Origin of the sequence: Lacrimispora sp. (genome assembly GCF_036758025.1) — a bacterium.
Lineage (GTDB): Bacteria > Bacillota > Clostridia > Lachnospirales > Lachnospiraceae > Lacrimispora.
In genome coordinates this window covers 63,253-80,029 of sequence record NZ_DAIOXM010000011.1, presented here as the reverse complement: position 1 = coordinate 80,029, position 16,777 = coordinate 63,253, and the positions used below count along the sequence as shown (strand labels likewise).

16 protein-coding genes are annotated in these 16,777 nt (G+C 46.4%); 3 read left to right on the top strand and 13 right to left on the bottom strand.

Translation table 11 applies throughout. The features are described 5' to 3' along the window. Nucleotides 1-4 precede the first annotated feature (4 nt). From V7M78_RS11165 to V7M78_RS11145, 5 genes are read right to left on the bottom strand one after another with little or no spacing between them, the layout of a single operon-like run. A complete protein-coding gene (locus tag V7M78_RS11165) occupies nucleotides 5-1,711 on the bottom strand; it encodes an adenine deaminase C-terminal domain-containing protein (RefSeq protein ID WP_333649472.1) in 1,707 nt (568 codons plus the stop codon). A 12-nt stretch (nucleotides 1,712-1,723) separates the two neighbouring features. After that, a complete protein-coding gene (locus V7M78_RS11160; protein WP_333649470.1) occupies nucleotides 1,724-2,779 on the bottom strand; it encodes an ABC transporter substrate-binding protein in 1,056 nt (351 codons plus the stop codon). Between the two features lie 59 nt (nucleotides 2,780-2,838). Continuing rightward, nucleotides 2,839-3,873: an ABC transporter ATP-binding protein gene (locus V7M78_RS11155; protein WP_333649468.1), complete on the bottom strand. Its 1,035-nt coding sequence runs from the start codon at nucleotides 3,871-3,873 to the stop codon at nucleotides 2,839-2,841. A gap of 12 nt (nucleotides 3,874-3,885) precedes the next feature. After that, complete coding sequence (locus V7M78_RS11150) at nucleotides 3,886-4,668, bottom strand: ABC transporter permease (RefSeq protein ID WP_333649466.1); 783 nt, start codon at nucleotides 4,666-4,668, stop codon at nucleotides 3,886-3,888. Next, nucleotides 4,661-5,494: an ABC transporter permease gene (locus tag V7M78_RS11145; protein ID WP_333649464.1), complete on the bottom strand. Its 834-nt coding sequence runs from the start codon at nucleotides 5,492-5,494 to the stop codon at nucleotides 4,661-4,663. Before V7M78_RS11145 ends, V7M78_RS11150 begins: the two co-directional genes overlap by 8 nt. A 224-nt stretch (nucleotides 5,495-5,718) precedes the next feature. Between V7M78_RS11145 and V7M78_RS11140 the strand changes: the two genes are divergently transcribed. The 3 genes from V7M78_RS11140 to V7M78_RS11130 all read left to right on the top strand — a co-directional run bounded on the left by V7M78_RS11140 (nucleotide 5,719) and on the right by V7M78_RS11130 (nucleotide 8,180). Continuing rightward, entirely contained in the window at nucleotides 5,719-6,672 is a 954-nt protein-coding gene (locus V7M78_RS11140; RefSeq protein WP_333649462.1) for a LysR family transcriptional regulator, read from the top strand. Nucleotides 6,673-6,771: 99 nt separating this feature from the next. Beyond that, nucleotides 6,772-7,236: a hypothetical protein gene (locus V7M78_RS11135; RefSeq protein WP_333649460.1), complete on the top strand. Its 465-nt coding sequence runs from the start codon at nucleotides 6,772-6,774 to the stop codon at nucleotides 7,234-7,236. A 26-nt stretch (nucleotides 7,237-7,262) separates the two neighbouring features. Beyond that, complete coding sequence (locus V7M78_RS11130; protein WP_333649458.1) at nucleotides 7,263-8,180, top strand: ketopantoate reductase family protein; 918 nt, start codon at nucleotides 7,263-7,265, stop codon at nucleotides 8,178-8,180. Between the two features lie 454 nt (nucleotides 8,181-8,634). On the opposite strand, the gene larE is transcribed toward V7M78_RS11130, so the two are convergent. Genes larE through V7M78_RS11090 form a run of 8 tightly spaced genes read right to left on the bottom strand, consistent with a single transcriptional unit; the run spans nucleotide 8,635 to nucleotide 16,683 of the window. After that, a complete protein-coding gene (gene larE / locus V7M78_RS11125; protein WP_333649456.1) occupies nucleotides 8,635-9,465 on the bottom strand; it encodes an ATP-dependent sacrificial sulfur transferase LarE in 831 nt (276 codons plus the stop codon). Beyond that, a complete protein-coding gene (larC, locus tag V7M78_RS11120; protein WP_333649454.1) occupies nucleotides 9,450-10,988 on the bottom strand; it encodes a nickel pincer cofactor biosynthesis protein LarC in 1,539 nt (512 codons plus the stop codon). The genes larE and larC overlap by 16 nt, the downstream gene beginning before the upstream one ends. A gap of 1 nt (nucleotide 10,989) precedes the next feature. After that, on the bottom strand, nucleotides 10,990-11,733 hold the full coding sequence (gene larB / locus V7M78_RS11115) for a nickel pincer cofactor biosynthesis protein LarB (RefSeq protein WP_333649452.1): 744 nt from the start codon (nucleotides 11,731-11,733) through the stop codon (nucleotides 10,990-10,992). Between the two features lie 18 nt (nucleotides 11,734-11,751). Further along, nucleotides 11,752-12,363 carry an ABC transporter ATP-binding protein gene (locus tag V7M78_RS11110; RefSeq protein WP_333649450.1) on the bottom strand — a complete coding sequence of 204 codons (612 nt, stop codon included), beginning with the start codon at nucleotides 12,361-12,363 and terminating at the stop codon, nucleotides 11,752-11,754. After that, nucleotides 12,360-13,301, bottom strand: coding sequence for an ABC transporter ATP-binding protein (locus tag V7M78_RS11105; protein ID WP_333649448.1), 942 nt, complete (start codon nucleotides 13,299-13,301; stop codon nucleotides 12,360-12,362). The genes V7M78_RS11110 and V7M78_RS11105 overlap by 4 nt, the downstream gene beginning before the upstream one ends. A gap of 12 nt (nucleotides 13,302-13,313) precedes the next feature. Further along, nucleotides 13,314-14,138, bottom strand: coding sequence for an ABC transporter permease (locus tag V7M78_RS11100; protein ID WP_333649446.1), 825 nt, complete (start codon nucleotides 14,136-14,138; stop codon nucleotides 13,314-13,316). After that, on the bottom strand, nucleotides 14,135-15,127 hold the full coding sequence (locus tag V7M78_RS11095; RefSeq protein WP_333649444.1) for an ABC transporter permease: 993 nt from the start codon (nucleotides 15,125-15,127) through the stop codon (nucleotides 14,135-14,137). The genes V7M78_RS11100 and V7M78_RS11095 overlap by 4 nt, the downstream gene beginning before the upstream one ends. Beyond that, on the bottom strand, nucleotides 15,124-16,683 hold the full coding sequence (locus V7M78_RS11090) for an ABC transporter substrate-binding protein (RefSeq protein ID WP_442914647.1): 1,560 nt from the start codon (nucleotides 16,681-16,683) through the stop codon (nucleotides 15,124-15,126). Before V7M78_RS11090 ends, V7M78_RS11095 begins: the two co-directional genes overlap by 4 nt. Nucleotides 16,684-16,777 lie beyond the last annotated feature (94 nt).

Below are 16,777 nucleotides of genomic sequence, written 5' to 3'. Positions count from 1 at the left end.
TGCTCTACCTTTTTTTACTCTCATATCGTTCTACAAGAGGAACTTTCTGCTTTGTCTTTACGTCAAATAACCCTTTGTCGCTCAGTTTCAATTCCGGGGAGACCAGAAGGGTCAAGGTGGAAATGGACATGATCTCATTGCTGTTTTCATATCCCATGGCCTGAACCTCTTCTCTCACCCCGGCCATTTCAGCAGCCAGATCGGAAAGGCTTTTATCTGACAGAATCCCGCCTACCGGTAGGGCTGCAGAAGCCGTCACCCTGCCATCTCTGACAGTCACATATCCGCCCTGCATGTGAACCACCTGGTTTTGGGCCAGCACCATATCTTCTATAGAGCTTCCCACCACCAGCAGATTATGGCTGTCATGGCTCCAGGTGGTTGCCACTGCACCGCCCGCCTTAAAACCGTGTTCCACAAACCCATAGGAAATATCACCGGTCTTTCCGTAGCGCTCAAATACAGCCGCCAGACAAAGCCCTGCCTCCTGCCAGCAAAGGCATTTGTTACGGACCGGAATTTCTCTCTTTACATGCTTTGCCTTTGTTCCAAAGCTCTGGATCTGCATCACATTGACCACTGCCGTTCCCTCGGTGATTTCACACCGGTCCAGATTAAAATCAGACGCCAGGGCAAGGCGGCATTTGACAGACTGGTAAAAATGATCGGGAAAGACTGCTTTGGGAGCATCAGAAGCCTTTTCATATTTCTTTCCGCTTTTATAGACTGCCAGGGGGACAAAGTCCTTTAAATCCTCCAGGATAACGAAGTCTGCCAGCTTTCCGGGAGCGATCATCCCCCTGTCAAAAAGACCCATTCTGCGGGCAGGAGTCAAAGTAGCACAGTAAACTGCCTGTTCAGCCGGCATTCCCTTCTCCACTGCAAGAGAAATGATTTTATTCAAATGGCCTTCTGCCAGATGATCCGGCATGGTGTCATCAGTCACAAGGGCAATGTTTTCGTAAAGATTGTGGGATACCACGGTTTTTACCACATCATGGGTCAGGGATTTGGCCTGTAATTCCAGGAACATGCCCATATCCGTTTTTTCCAGAACAGAGTCCGGAGTCTGCTGGGTATGATCCGCATCAACGCCTCCCCGGATAAAAGCCGCCAGTTCCGGGCCTGACAGGGCCGGGCAATGGCCTTCTATCTTTAAAGGCCGCTCTGCATTTTGGCACATTCTGACGATCCGCTTGATCAGGGTGTCTTCCCCGGAAACCAGATCCAGATCATTCATCACTTCTCCCAGGCAAATGACCCTGCTGTCCTTTAACAGTTCCTTCACTTCCTCTTCCCCGATCTCTCCGCCTGAAGTCTCCAGACTGCTGCTGGTAGACGGAACACAGGAAGGGATTCCATAGTAAATATCCAGGTCTGTTTCCTGTTCCATAAAGCTTTTGATTCCTTCCAACCCGCATACATTGGCGATTTCATGGGGGTCTGCCACAACGCAGGTGACCCCCCAGGGCAGAACTGCCCTGGAGAATTCCGCCGGGTGGGTCATGGAGCTCTCAATATGCATATGGATGTCGATCAGTCCTGGTATGATATATTTTCCTGTACCGTCCACCACAAGGTCTGCCTCATTATATGAGGAAGGGGAAATGTCGTAAAACCTTTCCCCAACCACCGCAATGTCCATTTTTTCAAAACACTGCCTGTATGTCCGGTAGACCCATCCATTTTGAATTAATAAGTCAACCTTCATGTTTTTCTTTCCTTAGCTGTTGATAATACGGTTCCACTGGTCGATCCAGTCACTTAAAATAGGATTTACAAAGGAATAATCCAGAACCTTTGCATTTTCTGCAGTAGGACCGTAAGTCATATTTGCTGCCTGATCTTCTGCAATCTCAACCTGATTGTTGGTAGGAGCTTCGTTTAAAGCCTTGCTTGTTTTTTCCTGAAGTTCCTTGCTTAAGCGGTAATTAATATACTCATATGCCAGTTCTTTATCCGCGCAATTCTTGGTAATGCTGATGGTGTTAAAGTTGGCATAAGTCACTTCCGGAGTTGCAAATACCAGATTGGGGTTTGCTTCCTTAATAGTAGGAACGCCGAAATCACCTACAATTGCTGCTTTGATTTCTCCGGAGGTGAACATATTGATCAAGTCAGAAGACTTTGCATAGGTCTTTACAAGGTTAGGCTTTAATTCCTCCAGGGCTTCAAATGCAGCCTTTCCGCTGTCACTGGTTATATCAACACCCTTGTAATCACTTGCCATATATACCATGGCAGGGCCAAAGGTGGTGGTGATATCCGGAATGGCAATGCTTCCTTCTAATTCTGCCTTCCATAAATCGTTAAAGCTTGTGATCTCAAATCCAACTGCCTCAGGATCATACATAATACCAATGCTGTTGATGGTGTAGGCAACGCCCTGTCCGGCTTCTGCCATGGTCTTTGCTGCTCCGATCAGGTACTGGCTGTTTTCAATCTTGCTTAAATCCAGAGGCTCAAACAGGCCCTCTTCAATTCCCTTGGCAGTCATGGCCTGGGATAATTCAATGACATCAATGGTGCTTTCAGCGTCTGCAGAAAGCTTTGTATAGCGCTCATTGGTGCTTCCTGTTTCCGTTACAATCTTGGCGTTAAACTGGTCCTCAAAGGGCTTGTACACCTCTTCTTCAGAAATATCCTCACTTAAGCCATAGGTGGATAATACCAGTTTCTTTTCTTCGCTCCCGCCCTTGCTTTCCTCCGGGGCTTTTGCAGCGCCGCATCCTGATAACAGGAGAGCTGCACACAGGGATAATGCCATCACTTTTTTCATAATTTTAATCCTCTCTTTATTTATAATTGCCCGGCTTTATCAGCCGATGTTACCTGTTTTTAAGATACAAGGATCAGCTTCTGCTCCGGCAGATAAAGACGGATTTTGCTGCCTTCCTCATAAGTTTCCTCTGCCGGTCTGTTTACCAGGAACTTCCCTGCATCGGTTAACACCTCATACTGATAGCTCTTTCCAAGGAATGTCCGGACACCTACGGTTCCTTCCAGAATATTTTTATTCTGCCCCTCTTCTGCCACCCGGATATCCTCAGGACGGATGGTTCCCATGCAGGCCCCTTCCCTGTCTCCGGTCTCCACCGTAAATACTGCTCCGGACTCGGTTCTGTATCCATCCCCCTGCTTTTTTAAAGGAAGGAAGTTTTCAAACCCGATAAATCTGGCTACAAATTCCGTTTCAGGTCTTTGGTAAATATTTTCCGGGGTATCAAACTGCTCAATCACACCCTGGTTCATAACCGCCACCTTATCGGATATGGAAAAGCATTCCTCCTGGTCATGGGTTACAAATAAAGTGGTAATGCCTAACTGCTTCTGGATTCTCTTGATCTCCATCCGCATGTTGATTCGAAGCTTTGCGTCTAAGTTACTGAGAGGCTCGTCCAGAAGAAGAAGCTTTGGCTCGATTACCAGGGCTCTGGCGAGGGCTACCCTCTGTCTCTGTCCTCCTGACATCTGCTGGGGAAACCGTCCCCCGAACTCTGTAAGATCACAGACTTCCAGAATCCTTTTTACTTTTTGATCGATCTCCGCCTTATCCATTTTCCTCATCTTAAGGCCAAAGGCCACATTGTCGTAAACCGTGAGATGGGGAAACAGGGCATAGCTTTGAAATACGATTCCAAAATTTCTTTTATGGACCGGAACCTTGGTCAAATCCTCCCCATCCAGAGAGAAAACGCCGTTCTGAGGTTCAATAAATCCAGCCACCACCCGGAGTGTGGTCGTCTTTCCACATCCGCTTGGCCCCAAAAGGGAAACCAGTTCCCCTTCCTGAACTTCTAAATGAAGTCCCTTTAAAACCTGTTTTTTCTTATCATAACGGACATCAATATCCTTAAGGCTCATATATGCCATGGTTCTCTCCTCCTATTTTGCCAAAGCGGCTATTCCCAGGGTCTTATCTACAACTACCATGATCAGAACGGTAATAGCCATTAAGATCACAGAAACAGCTGACACGGTAGGGTTATAATTATATTCAATGTAATTCATCAGAGTCGCCGGAAATGTGGATATACCGGGACCTGACAAAAACATGGAAACCGGAATATTATTAAAGGAGTTAATGAACGCAAGCATAAATGCGGCGGAAATTCCTGATGTAATATTGGGAAGCACCACCCGGAAAAATGCACCTGTCTTGGAACATCCCAGGCTCCAGGCCGCTTCTTCCATGGAAAAATCAAACTGGTCCAGACTGGAGCCCACAACCCGGATCACATAAGGAAGAGTCACCATAAAATGGCCTGCCAGAAGTCCGAAAAACACAGGAATCCTTAAAGATAATACTAAAAACTGATAGAGTACGAAGCCGATAACAATTCCCGGCACAATCGTAGGGGAAAGAAATATGGATTTCAGCATCTCTTTTCCTTTCATACCGGACCGTGCCAGGGCATAGGCAGCCGGAATTCCTGCAACAAGAGCCAGTACCGTGGCAAGGAGGGCAATCTGCAAACTGGTTAAAAATGAATTCCGGAAGGATTTTGTTGCAAATACGTTGACAAACCATTTCACGGAAAAGGATTCTATGGGAAAGGTAATGGCGCTGCCCTCTCCAAAGGCAGTGACCGTAATAATAATCAGCGGAATAACCAAAAATGCAAAAACCAGCACAACAAAGGCAGTGAGCATTTTACTTTTACGCATGGCTTCCTCCTCTTCTGTCCAGTCTGGCAGCCAGGGCGTTGAAGCCTTTGATCACAGCCAGAGTCACAACAATCATGATAAGGGAAATAACAGCAGCCCCATCCCAGTCGCCTACAGTCATGGCCCTCTGGTAGATAAATGTAGCCAGAACCATGTTTTTATTGCCTCCCAGAAGCTGGGGCGTGGTATAAGCCGTCAAGGTTCCGGTAAATACCAGAATGCCTCCTACAATAATGCCCGGCAGACTCATGGGAAAGACCACCTTCATAAAGCCTTTCAGCCTGTCCGCTCCCAGACTGAGAGCAGCTTCCATCATATCATCCCCGATGTTTTCCATAATGCCGGCCACTGTAACGATCATAAGAGGAAGAAACAAATATACGGAACCAATGATAATGGCAAAATCCGTATACAAAAGCTTCACAGGTTTTTCCGCAAACCCGGCTGCTATGAGAAATTTGTTTATGACTCCATTGCTTCCTAAAATATTGATCCAGGCAAAGCTTCTGATTACAGAGTTGGTCATCATAGGAAAAATGGAAACCGACAAAAGGAGACCCCTCCATTTTTTACTGCACCGGCTGATAAAATAAGCAGCCGGAACCCCTGTTACCATACAGACAACCGTAGTCAGGACGGCAACCTTTACGGTTCTTGCAAAAATCTTCCGGTAATACTCATCCTGGAAAAACTCCACATAAGCGCTGAATGGATAGCTTCCCGTTTGAAAAGACGGAATCAATACCCTTAACAGCGGAAGGAACAGACACACTGCCAGGATCACAAGCCCTGGCACAACCATTGCAAATGCGCTACTTTTTTTCATCTCGACCTCTCCCTGATTTCCTTTTTTCCTGCCCTCACTTTGGGGGCATCATGGTATACCTGTATTTCACTGTTTTTCTTATAACCACTTATAAGTACAATTAATTTATATCTATACTTTTATTATAATTTATGATATAATGTACGTCAAATACATATAATCTATATTTTCTATGCAGTAAAGTTATAATAGCAAATGAATGTCTGTACAAAGGAGGTATCTTTATGGAATTAAAAGAAGCAAAATACATTCTGGCAATTGCCAGACATAAAAGCATCAGCAAGGCTGCGGAAACCCTGTTCATTTCCCAGCCCTCCTTAAGCAAGTATTTAAAAAACCTGGAGCAGCAACTTGGAACCCGCCTTTTTGACCGGGTGGGAAACGGCTATTATCCCACCTACCTGGGGGAACGTTACATCCACTATGCAGAAAAAATAGTGGAATTCGGCACGGAATGGGATATTGAATTTGATGACATCATGCATCAGGACCATGGCCGTTTAAACATTGCCATTCCCATTATGCTGGGAAATAGTTTAATTGGGCCCACGTTGATGAGATTTCATCAACTATATCCCCATGTGACAGTCAATATGATGGAGGAGGTCAGTTTTGTGGCCGAACACACCTTGACTGACCACACCATAGATTTGACCTTTTATAATGTTCGTCAATTTCCCAATGACTTAGACTACCAGATTATAGGAAGGGAGGAAACCATACTGGTCCTGTCCGCTTCCAACCCTCTGGTCAAAAAATCCGTGCCTAAGAAAGGATTTCAATATCCCTGGATTGATTTAAGCCTTCTGGCTGAAGAGCCTTTTATCCTTCTCTATCCTGACCAGAATACCGGAGGCCTGGCCTTAAAGCTCTTTCAGGATTATGAAATGGAGCCAGATGTCCTTCTTCACACGCGCAACAGCGAAATGTCTATCCGCCTTGCCAGGGAGGGCCTGGGGGCTGCATTTGCTCCTGAAAGCTATTACCATTATCTCAAAAACCGGGAGCCTGGGGACTCCGTCTGTCTCTCCATTGGAAAGGAAAAAATAGAAAACACCCTCATAGCTGCCTACCGGAAAAACCGTTATCTTCCTAAATACGCCAAAGCTTTTCTGGATATTCTGGCAGAACATTATAGAAATAACCGGAGCAAAGGGGGAACCGTAATTCTACCGTAACCGTGCAGATGTTTCAGTGCTTTCCTATTCTGTTAATTTATGTTAATATAGAAGGCAGAGAATTTTTAACATAAAATCAACAGATAAAGAGGTGATACCATGAGAAATATCCGAAATACCTTATTTCTCTTATTCCTGCTCCTTCTTACCCTCACCGGATGCCAAAGCCAGGAAAAAACTGTTTCCAAAAAAACGCCCGGCATTGAAATTGATGTAGAAAAGGCAGAATCCGTCTCCATCTACTACCGCCCTATCTGCTATTCATTTTTCAGTGAAGACAAAGATACCATCGCTGAGACAGCAGGTCTTTTCCAGGATTTTTCGCTGGAAGAGGTTTCTGAAGGGGACTTGGATCAGGATACTGTTTATGAAATCTATTTTGCCAGCGCAAAAGAGCAGGTTGCCGCCATTAACGTAGATGGAAACGGCACTTTCTATCTTCCGGAAACCGGGAAATATTACCGGGTTTCTGACGGCACTTTTCATTTGGAAACATTGGAGAAGCTTTACGAGGACAGTATGAAGGCTGATAATTTTGATAATATACAGAAGCTGGTTCCATAAAGCTTGGTTGAAAGGGGAGAATCGATATGAATAAAGATACAAAAAAGACTGTTATTGTAGGGCTTGGCGCCCTTGGAATGCTCTATGCCGGACAGATCAGCCGGTCCCTTGGCCCGGAGGCTGTTTCTTTTCTTGCAGATAAGGAAAGAATGGAGCGTTACCGCCAAATGCCTTTTACCATAAACGGAGAGCCTTGTTCATTTTTGATCGAAGACTGTGAGGAGGTTAAACCGGCAGATTTTGTCATCGTGGCAGTTAAATACAACGGGCTCACCTCCGCCCTGGAAACCATGAAAAACAGCATAGGCCCGGATACTACCATAATATCGGTTATGAATGGGATTGAAAGTGAGTCTGTCATTGGAGAACGGTTTGGACATGAAAAGGTTCTGTACTGCATTGCACAGGGTATGGATGCCATGAAATTCGGCCCGACATTTACTTTTAACCATTTCGGGGAGCTTTGCCTTGGTGTGAGAATGGAAGGACAGGAAGAACGGCTGAATGCCCTGGCCGTTTATTTGGATCAGGCAGGGGTGCCCTACCGGATTGAAAAGAATATTGAGAAACGGTTATGGGGAAAATTTATGGTGAACGTGGGGATCAATCAGACCTGCATGGCATATGAGACTGATTATGCAGGAATCCTGGCTCCTGGTGAAGCCAATGATACCTTACTGGGAGCCATGAGGGAAGTGATTTCTCTTTCTCAGAAAGAGGGAATTCATTTGTCGGAAGAAGATTTAAATGATTACATTGATCTGATAAAAAGCCTTCCCCCGGAAAGTGCCCCTTCCATGCGCCAGGATGGAATTGCCCGCCGTTATTCGGAAGTGGAAATGTTTGCCGGTACGGTGCGCCGGATGGCAGCAAAGCATGGGTTAGAGGTTCCGGTTAATGACAGGCTTTATGGGAGGATTAAGGAGATGGAGGCTGCTTATTAAAGGCAGTTTCCTGATCAGGGTGTTTTAGTACCCTCATTTCGATCTCTCCGGTAAGAAAATCAATGCTAATCTTGAATTATCCTTTTTACCATGATATAATATAATCACAAACGGAACAACCGCCCACAAGTGGTTTGGCCTATATTGAAGCAGAAGATACCACCTCGATACCGGTCAAAGTTTCAGGGGTGGTTTTTCTGCGTGACTAATGACTAATCAAATGAATGAATGTCAGTAGCGCAATCAAAAATAATCCGAACTGCATCAAGTCACTAAAACTGAATTTGTTCTTCATAAGCACCACCTCCACCCTATGTAGAATGAAGGCCAAGCCACCCTGCAACGCGATTGTTCCTTAATAGAATTTTATCATATTCCCTTACTTCTGACAACTTATGCAGTCATTATATGCAATTAAAATATATCCCTTCATGGGCAAAAACAGATTCTTTTCTTATAGAACAGACTTTATCCCGATATCCATACTTCCGGACCGGAACCCTTCCAAGTCCATGGTAATATAAGAAAATCCCAGCTCCTTTAAGAAAGAAATGATCTTGTCCCTATTTTTAATCAGCGCGTCCATTGCATCTAAATCCACTTCGATCCGTACAATATCCTTGTGAAGCCTTAAACGCACATTTCCCTTGATCAGAGTTCTCAAAAATTCTTCCCCCTGCCCGATGCGGTCAAGGATATCATAATCGATTTCCGTATTATATGGAAGGCGGGTTGCCATACACGGAGCAGAGGGTCTGGAGGCCACGGAGATTCCGTATTCTGCAGCCAATTCCTTTACCTGAGCCTTTGTGATGTGAAGCTGGGCTAAAAGGCTTACGATCCCCAGCTCTTTTAATGCCTGGATTCCCGGCCTGTAAACATGAAGGTCATCTTCATTGGTTCCATCCATAACGCAGGAAATCCCCATTTCTTGTGCAAAGTCCTTGAGGGTCTGAAAAAGCTTTTTCTTGCACAGATAGCACCTGTTTACAGGATTAAAACGAATTTCTTCCTGTTCCAGTTCATCCACAGAAACCACCTTATGAATACCTCCCAGCTCCTTTGCTACTCTGGCAGCAATCTCCAAATCGCAGGAAGGATGGAGGCGGCTGTCAAAGGTTACTGCATATACCTTTTTTCCTGTCTTTTTTGCCGCATCTGACGCTGCTTTCAGCAAAAGACTGGAGTCCACTCCCCCTGAAAAAGCCAGGCAAATGTCCTCCTTGGCATATTCATCCATGGCCTGTTCCAGCCGCTTTTTTATAGCATTTAATTGTTCTTCCATAATCTTTCAGCCTCTTCTCTGATTTTACAGTAAACAGTCTGGTAATCCAACCCCTTTTGTCTGCATATGGTTCTTATACTCTCATATTCCGGATAAAAGAAGACCTTTTCTCCGTGAGTGCAGATTTTCACTTCGGCTTCACCCAATTCTGTACTGATCTTTCTTTTTTCCCGGTTTAAAATAGTTCTGGATACCGGATGCCTTCTCACGCCTATGGTTGTGGCCTGGGTAAACAGGATATCTTCCAATCCGTTTATCTCCTCTTCCCGGCAGATCAGGGACAGCATGTAGGCTGGCCGGTTCTTTTTCATATAAATGGGCGTATACCATACGTCGGCTGCTCCTGCTTCCAGCAAAGACTCCATAACAAGTCCAAGAGCTTCTCCGCTGGAATCATCAATGTTGGCTTCCAACACCCACATCTGTTCTCCCGGTTTCTCCAAACGCTCTTCACTCCCCAGGGGGGCCTCTCTTTGCCCTACAGGCAAAATTACCTCATGGGAAGTATCCTCAAGAATCATAGCCCGCAGGACATTGGCCTGTTTAAAGTCCTTTTTTCCGGCTCCAAGGCCTGTTTTTAATATGCGGCAGGAAGCTGGCAGGCTTTCTCTGGTTTTAAGGGCTGCTGCTATAGCCGCTCCCGTAGGGGTCACCATTTCTCCCATATTGTCTGTAAAGCGGAGTTTTAAGCCATGAGCTGATGTTATATTGGCAGTTGCAGGCACTGGAACCGGGATCACTCCATGCTGACAGCGGACACTTCCAAAGCCTTCAGCCAATGGGGATACCACAATTTCCTCAATTCCCAGATTGTCCACGCAGACTGCAACACCAATGATATCTACAATGGAATCAATAGCTCCAACCTCATGAAAATGAACCTCTTCCACTGGAATACCATGAGCTTTTGATTCTGCTACTGCTACAATATCAAACATCCGTTTTGCCATTTCTTTTACCCGACTGTTTGTATCCAGACGTTCAATAATGGCGTAAATATCATGGATGTTTCTGTGAATATGATCATAATTATGTTCGTGGTTGTGATGATGGCCATGGTCGTGATGATGTCCGTGATCATGCTTATGATCATGGTCATGATGATGCTCGTGATCGTGCTCATGATGATGGTCATAGTCGTGATGATGCTTGCAATTGTGCTCATGATGATGGTCATGGTCGTGATGATGCTCGTGATCGTGGTCATGATGATGCTCATGGTCGTGATGATGCTCATGATCATGGTGATGCTTGTGATCGTGCTCATGGTGATGGTCATGCTCATGATGACCATTCTCATGTTCGTGATCATGCCCTTCCCCTTCTTCTAAATGAACATCAAAATCATAAGCATCTAATCCGCATTTTACCGTCCTCCCAAAATTAAGACGATAGCCGCCCACTCCTAAACTATCAAGAGCCTTCGTCAAAACCTCTTTATCAGCCCCTAAATCCAGCAATGCCCCTACGGTCATATCCCCGCTGATTCCGGAATTACATTCCAAATACAGTATTTTTCCCATTTCATTTCACCGCCAATCGATTTATTTGTGTTGCCAGATAACCGGCTCCATAACCATTATCAATATTCACCACCGAAATTCCGTTTGCACAGGAATTCAGCATGGTAAGAAGAGCTGACAGTCCGTGAAAGCTGGCTCCATACCCTACAGAAGTAGGAACCGCAATGACCGGGCATTCCGCCAGTCCTGCGATCACAGTTCCCAGGGCTCCTTCCATTCCCGCCACTGCAACAATGCAGTTGGCTCTGCTGATCCGTTCTCTCTGGGACAGCAGACGGTGAATGCCAGCTACTCCCACATCATAAATCCGGTCCACATAGCAGCCAAAATATTCGGCTGTCTGGGCCGCTTCCTCTGCTACCGGGATATCGGCTGTCCCTCCGGTACAAACCGCAACACATCCCTTTTTCTCTTTTTCCGGTCTCTCAACCTTTAAAATTCTGGATATGGGATCATATTGCACCTCAGGCACAACAGCCCTTACCAGTTCAAACTGTTCCTTGGAGGCCCTGGTTCCCAAAACCTCTCCATCCCTTTCATAAAACTTCTTATAAATCTCCACCAGATAGGGGTCCGGCTTTCCCTGACAGAAAACAGTCTCTCCAAAACCGGAGCGAAGGGCCCGGTGATGATCCAGTTTTGCATACCCCAGGTCTTCATAGGGAAGATCCTTTAACAGCTTTTCCGCCTCTAAAATCTCCATTTCCCCGGATTTCACCATATTTAACATTTCTCTTATATCCATAATCTTTCTTCCCTCCTTTTACTTCAACCTGTCCAAGTCCATTCTTCTTGTGCACACCCGCTTTAAAAGCCCTTCCGAATGGCTCACAACCATTAACCCAATCCCCCGCTTCTCAGTTTCTTCTATAAGAAAATTCCATATCTGACTCTGGGTAATTAAGTCCAGCATGGTGCTGATCTCATCTGCCAGTAAAAACCTTGTTTCCTGCCCAAGAGCTCTGGCAATGCAAAACCGCTGTAATTCCCCTCCCGAAACCTCAGAAGGATAACGGTTCAGCCAGTCCGGTTCAATGCCCAAACCTTCTATCACCCGTTTTTCCACTCTGTCCCCTTCCTTTAAAACCTCTTTTAACCGGAGTCTGGGATTTACGGAAAATTCCGGGTGCTGCCATACCATCTGAACCGGACAATATCCTTTATAGGAAGAAAGAGGCTTTCCATCTAAAAGCACCTGCCCGGAATCCGACTTTTCATAGCCCGCCAAGATCTTACAAAAGGTGGTTTTTCCAAAACCGCTGGGAGCAGCAAGCCCAAGGCGTTCCTTTTGATCCATACACATGCTTAAATTGTTTAGTATTTGTCTGTTTCCATTATCATATCGGAATGAAATATCAATCGCTTCCAGCTTCATACCGCTTCTCCACCTGCCTTTATGCAACGTACCATTCCGCCCCGAAAGCTGTGATACCCCACTTCCTTTAAACATTGTTCCTGCACATCACCGCACCTGGGAGCATAAGGACAGCCGGCAGGCCGGTTCCCCGCATAAGGCTGAGTTCCCCGTTCCGCAAAAAATCCATGCTCCGGCATTGCCCGGTAAAGAGCTCTCGTATAAGGATGACGAAGACGGCTCTCTTCCTGAAAATCAGAAACCAGGGCTTCCTCCACATTTGTTCCCGCATAAAATACAACAATCCGGTCCGCAGCTTCAAGAGCCAGCTCCAGATCATGGGTAATGAGAAGCACTCCTGCTCCTTCATCGGCCATTTCACGAAAATGGGACAGTACCCGTTTTGCAATATCAATGTGAAGCCCGGGAGTGGGTTCATCCGCAATTACCAGTTTTGGCTGTTCCATGATTGCAGTGGAAATCAAAATCCTTCTTGTCATTCCGCCGGACAGCTCAAAGGGATATAAATGTTCCGTGGACGGATCAAGCCCATACCGATTCAGCACCTCCAGGCTCTTTTTCCTGCTTTTCTCATCCTTTTTTCCTTTACGGATCTGGGGTCCGGTTTTCATCAAAGGGTCCAGATAAGAAACGCTCTGAGGCACCAAAATCATTTCTTTTCCCCGCAGATCTTTCATCCTCTTTTCCGTAAGAACTTCCCCGTAATAGGAAATCTCTCCGGTCCATGTCCCATTATAAGGCAGAATCCCCAGAACGCTGTGAGCCAGCAGACTTTTTCCCGAACCGCTGGAACCCACCACTGCCACCATTTCCCCTTCCTTTACCTCCAGGCTTAAGTCCTTGATAGCAAGTAAATTTTTCTGGTGAAATCCCCGTTCATACTGGGAAAATGATACGGATAAATTCCTGATTGATAAAACCGTTTTCCTCTCTTCCAACTTAAGCTCCTCCTACTGATGTATCCGTCCCGGGTCTAAAAGCCTTCCTAATATATCTCCTGTCAGGTGAAACAGCAATACTACGGCTGCCAGAAACAAGCCTGGAAACAACGCCAGCCACCAGCTTCCCATTGCCAGGTATTTCATGCTTTCCGACAAAATAATTCCTATAGCAGGCTGTTCGGGAGAAAGCCCAAACCCCAGAAAGGTAATTCCAGCCTCATGTAAAATAGCATGGGGAAATAACAGAACCAGACCCACCAGAAGCTGAGGCATTAAATGAGGCATCATATGCCTGACTGCTATGTTAAGCTTCCCTTGTCCAAGCTTCTCCGCTATTTTAATATACTGGCTTTCCTTTAGCTGTAAAACCTCTCCCCGGATCAACCGGGCCAGAGAAGTCCAGTGAGTCAGCGATATGCCTATCACCACCCCTTTAAAGCCTTTTCCCAAGGCAAAGGATATGAGGACCAGCAAAAGAATATGGGGAATTCCCATAACCACATCAATGAGTCCGGTAACAAAGCCGTCTGCAATCCTGCCCATAACAGCGCCCAAAACTCCAAGAAGAAAAGCCAGGCCCGCACTGACCACAGCAGCCAAAAGCCCCACCCTGATACTCATGGAAAGGCCTGTCATGGTCCGGGCAAACATATCACGGCCCAGCCAGTCCGTACCAAAGGGGTAAGAAAAACAAGGCGGCAGGTTCTTCCGGGAAAAATCCGTGACCAGTGCCTTTTCCCTGAACAAATATCCGGCAGCAGTCACTGCCCCCAGAAATGCGACGGAAAGAACAAAAAAGCAGACCATGGTCTTACGGCTGTTCCACTGTCTCATCCTTTCTTCCTCCCTCTCCTTATTCTTGGGTCCACAATTTCATATAGAACATTGGCGGTAAAATTACCGGCAAATACAATGGCAGCACTGATTACCGCAATCCCCAAAAGCAGGGGCACGTCACCGCCAAGCCCTGCCGTAACCGCTGCCTGACCCAGGCCCGGATAGGAAAACACCTGCTCCACAAGCACCGATCCCCCGATAATCTCGCTTACTGACGCAAATTGAAGGGTTATTGCAGGCAAAAGAACGTTGCGGACACAGTGTCCAAGAACGATTTGGCTGACTTTTTCTCCTCTTGCTCTTGCAAAAAGTACATAATCACTTTCCATAATATCCAGCATCTTCTCCCTTGTATGGAGAATCATGGAAGATATTCCTGTTATAGAAAGAGTAAGAACGGGTAGGATTCCATGAAGAATCCTGTCCTTAAAAGTGACCTCTGCCGCTTCCATTCCAATGGGAACACTTAGACCGATGGGCAGAACTTTCAGCCAGACCCCAAAAACCATTAAAAATACCAGGGCCAGCCAAAAAGCCGGAGTGCTGGCAGTGACCAGCGCATAAGCCAAGATTCCCTTGTCCAGCCTTTTTCCCCGGTTTACCCCTGCAACTACTCCAAGAACAAAACCAACGATCCCGGAAATCAGCCATGAAACTCCCATCATCAAGAGGGAATTTGACAGCTTCATACCAATGACCTGGGCAACTGGCTGGCGGTATAACAGGGAAATCCCCATGTCTCCCCGCAGGAAGTCACCTGCCCAGGAAAGATAGCGCCTGACAGGCGGAATGGAGGTTCCCCAGTACTGGGAAAGCTTTGCAATCTGCTCCTGGCTCATAGATCCCAAGGCCGTCTGTCCCACATTGACCTTTAAGGGGTCTATGGGGGAAATGGACACCAGAAAAAATGCCACAATACTGACCAGAGAGAGAAGAACCGCCATCCGTATGAAATTTTTCAGCAGAAAAAAAAGTTCCTTTGTCATTTCCAGCTCCATTGATCCACATTATTGACAATTGACCACCCATGACCATGGGGGTGAAGCTTCTGGTCTGCAACCTGGAGTTCTTCTCTCGACCAATATAAGTGGTCGATATTCACCAGCCAGACCCACGGAATATCGCCATCCTGGGTAACTCCGGTTTCTCCATCCCACTGGGCTTTTCTCCAAAGTTCATTGGCTTTTTCTGAATCCTTTTCTGCCAGAGCTTCATCCATGTATTGATCCACTTTGGAATTGGCATAAGGAGAGTAAGCAGCAAGCCCAGTGTCTTTCATTGTGTGATAAATATTGTAAAGCTCCATGGGCGTATGAGCGCCCCAGCCCCAGAGCAGGGGATTGGACTGGGCTAAATCATAGGCAGTATCCCAACCGGCCCCCTCCATCTGTCCGTCAATTCCAAGTTCTTTCAACTGATTCACCGTATCCGCCGCAAGGGCCTGACGAACGGAATCATTGGCAGGATAAATAAAATGAAGCTCCGCCCGTTTTCCATCCTTTTCACGGATTCCATCTGTTCCTTTCAGCCAGCCGGCCTCGTCAAGTAGGGAATTTGCCTCTTCGGGGTCAAATTCTATCTTGGAAGAGGGCTCATACCAGGGCATTTTATCACAAACGCTGTAGGCAGGGCTGCCGTAGCCGTTTAGCACGTGTTCAATCATTTCCTCCCGGTTAATGCCCAAGTTAATGGCTTTTCTTACTCTCACATCACTGGTGAGGTCATTTCCAATGGGTACACCGTCTTTTGAAATGCTTCCTGCCGGAATGGCCGGAAGGTTAAATCCGCGGTTATCCACTGTCTGAAAAGATAAAAGCTCATAGCCGGGTATGGTCAGGCTTGAATAGGGAGCTGCAGTATAAGCCAGGTCCGCCTGTCCGGACCTTACGGCTGCCAAAGCTCCGTCTTCTTCCATAAAGAGTACGGTGACCTTTTTCATTTTTGGAGCCTCCCCATAATAGTCCGGATTGGATTCCAGAATCACCTGCTGGCCTCTGTCCCATTGTTTTAATATATACCGGCCGGAACCAATGGGATGCTCACCGTAGTCCGGACCATAACTGTGTTCCGGAACAATTCCCACATTAGCCATGGTATAGGGCCAGATGGAATAAGGCCGGCTCATATGAAATACTACGGTAGAGTTATCCACTGCCTCCGCACGGTCCAGCATGGTAAAATCATTGACCGAGCTGGTATCCCTTAAAGTATTGTAAGTAAATTCCACATCCTCTGCTGTCAGCTTTTCTCCGTCAGTAAAAGAAACATCTTCCCGTACTTTCACAGTCCATGTCAGTCCGTCGTCGCTGACCTCCATAGCTGTTGCCAGGTCATAACCGATTGTTAAATCCTTATCAGTGACTGTAAGTGTACTCTGAATCAGAGGCTCATGGACATGCTCTCCTGCCCCCCAGCCATATGCAGGGTCAAACCCTGCCTCTGGCTCTGAGGTAACTCCCATTACCACCACCACGCTGTCCTCTGTTCTTGCAGAAATATCTGCAGCTTGGGGCTTTTCCTTTTTACAGCCAGTTACAGCCATGGCAGCCAGAACCACCATAACAGCAACCTTCCATTTTTGTCTTATCATGACTTCCATCTCCCTATTTTATCCCTCTATTTCTCGTTTCCGCCAC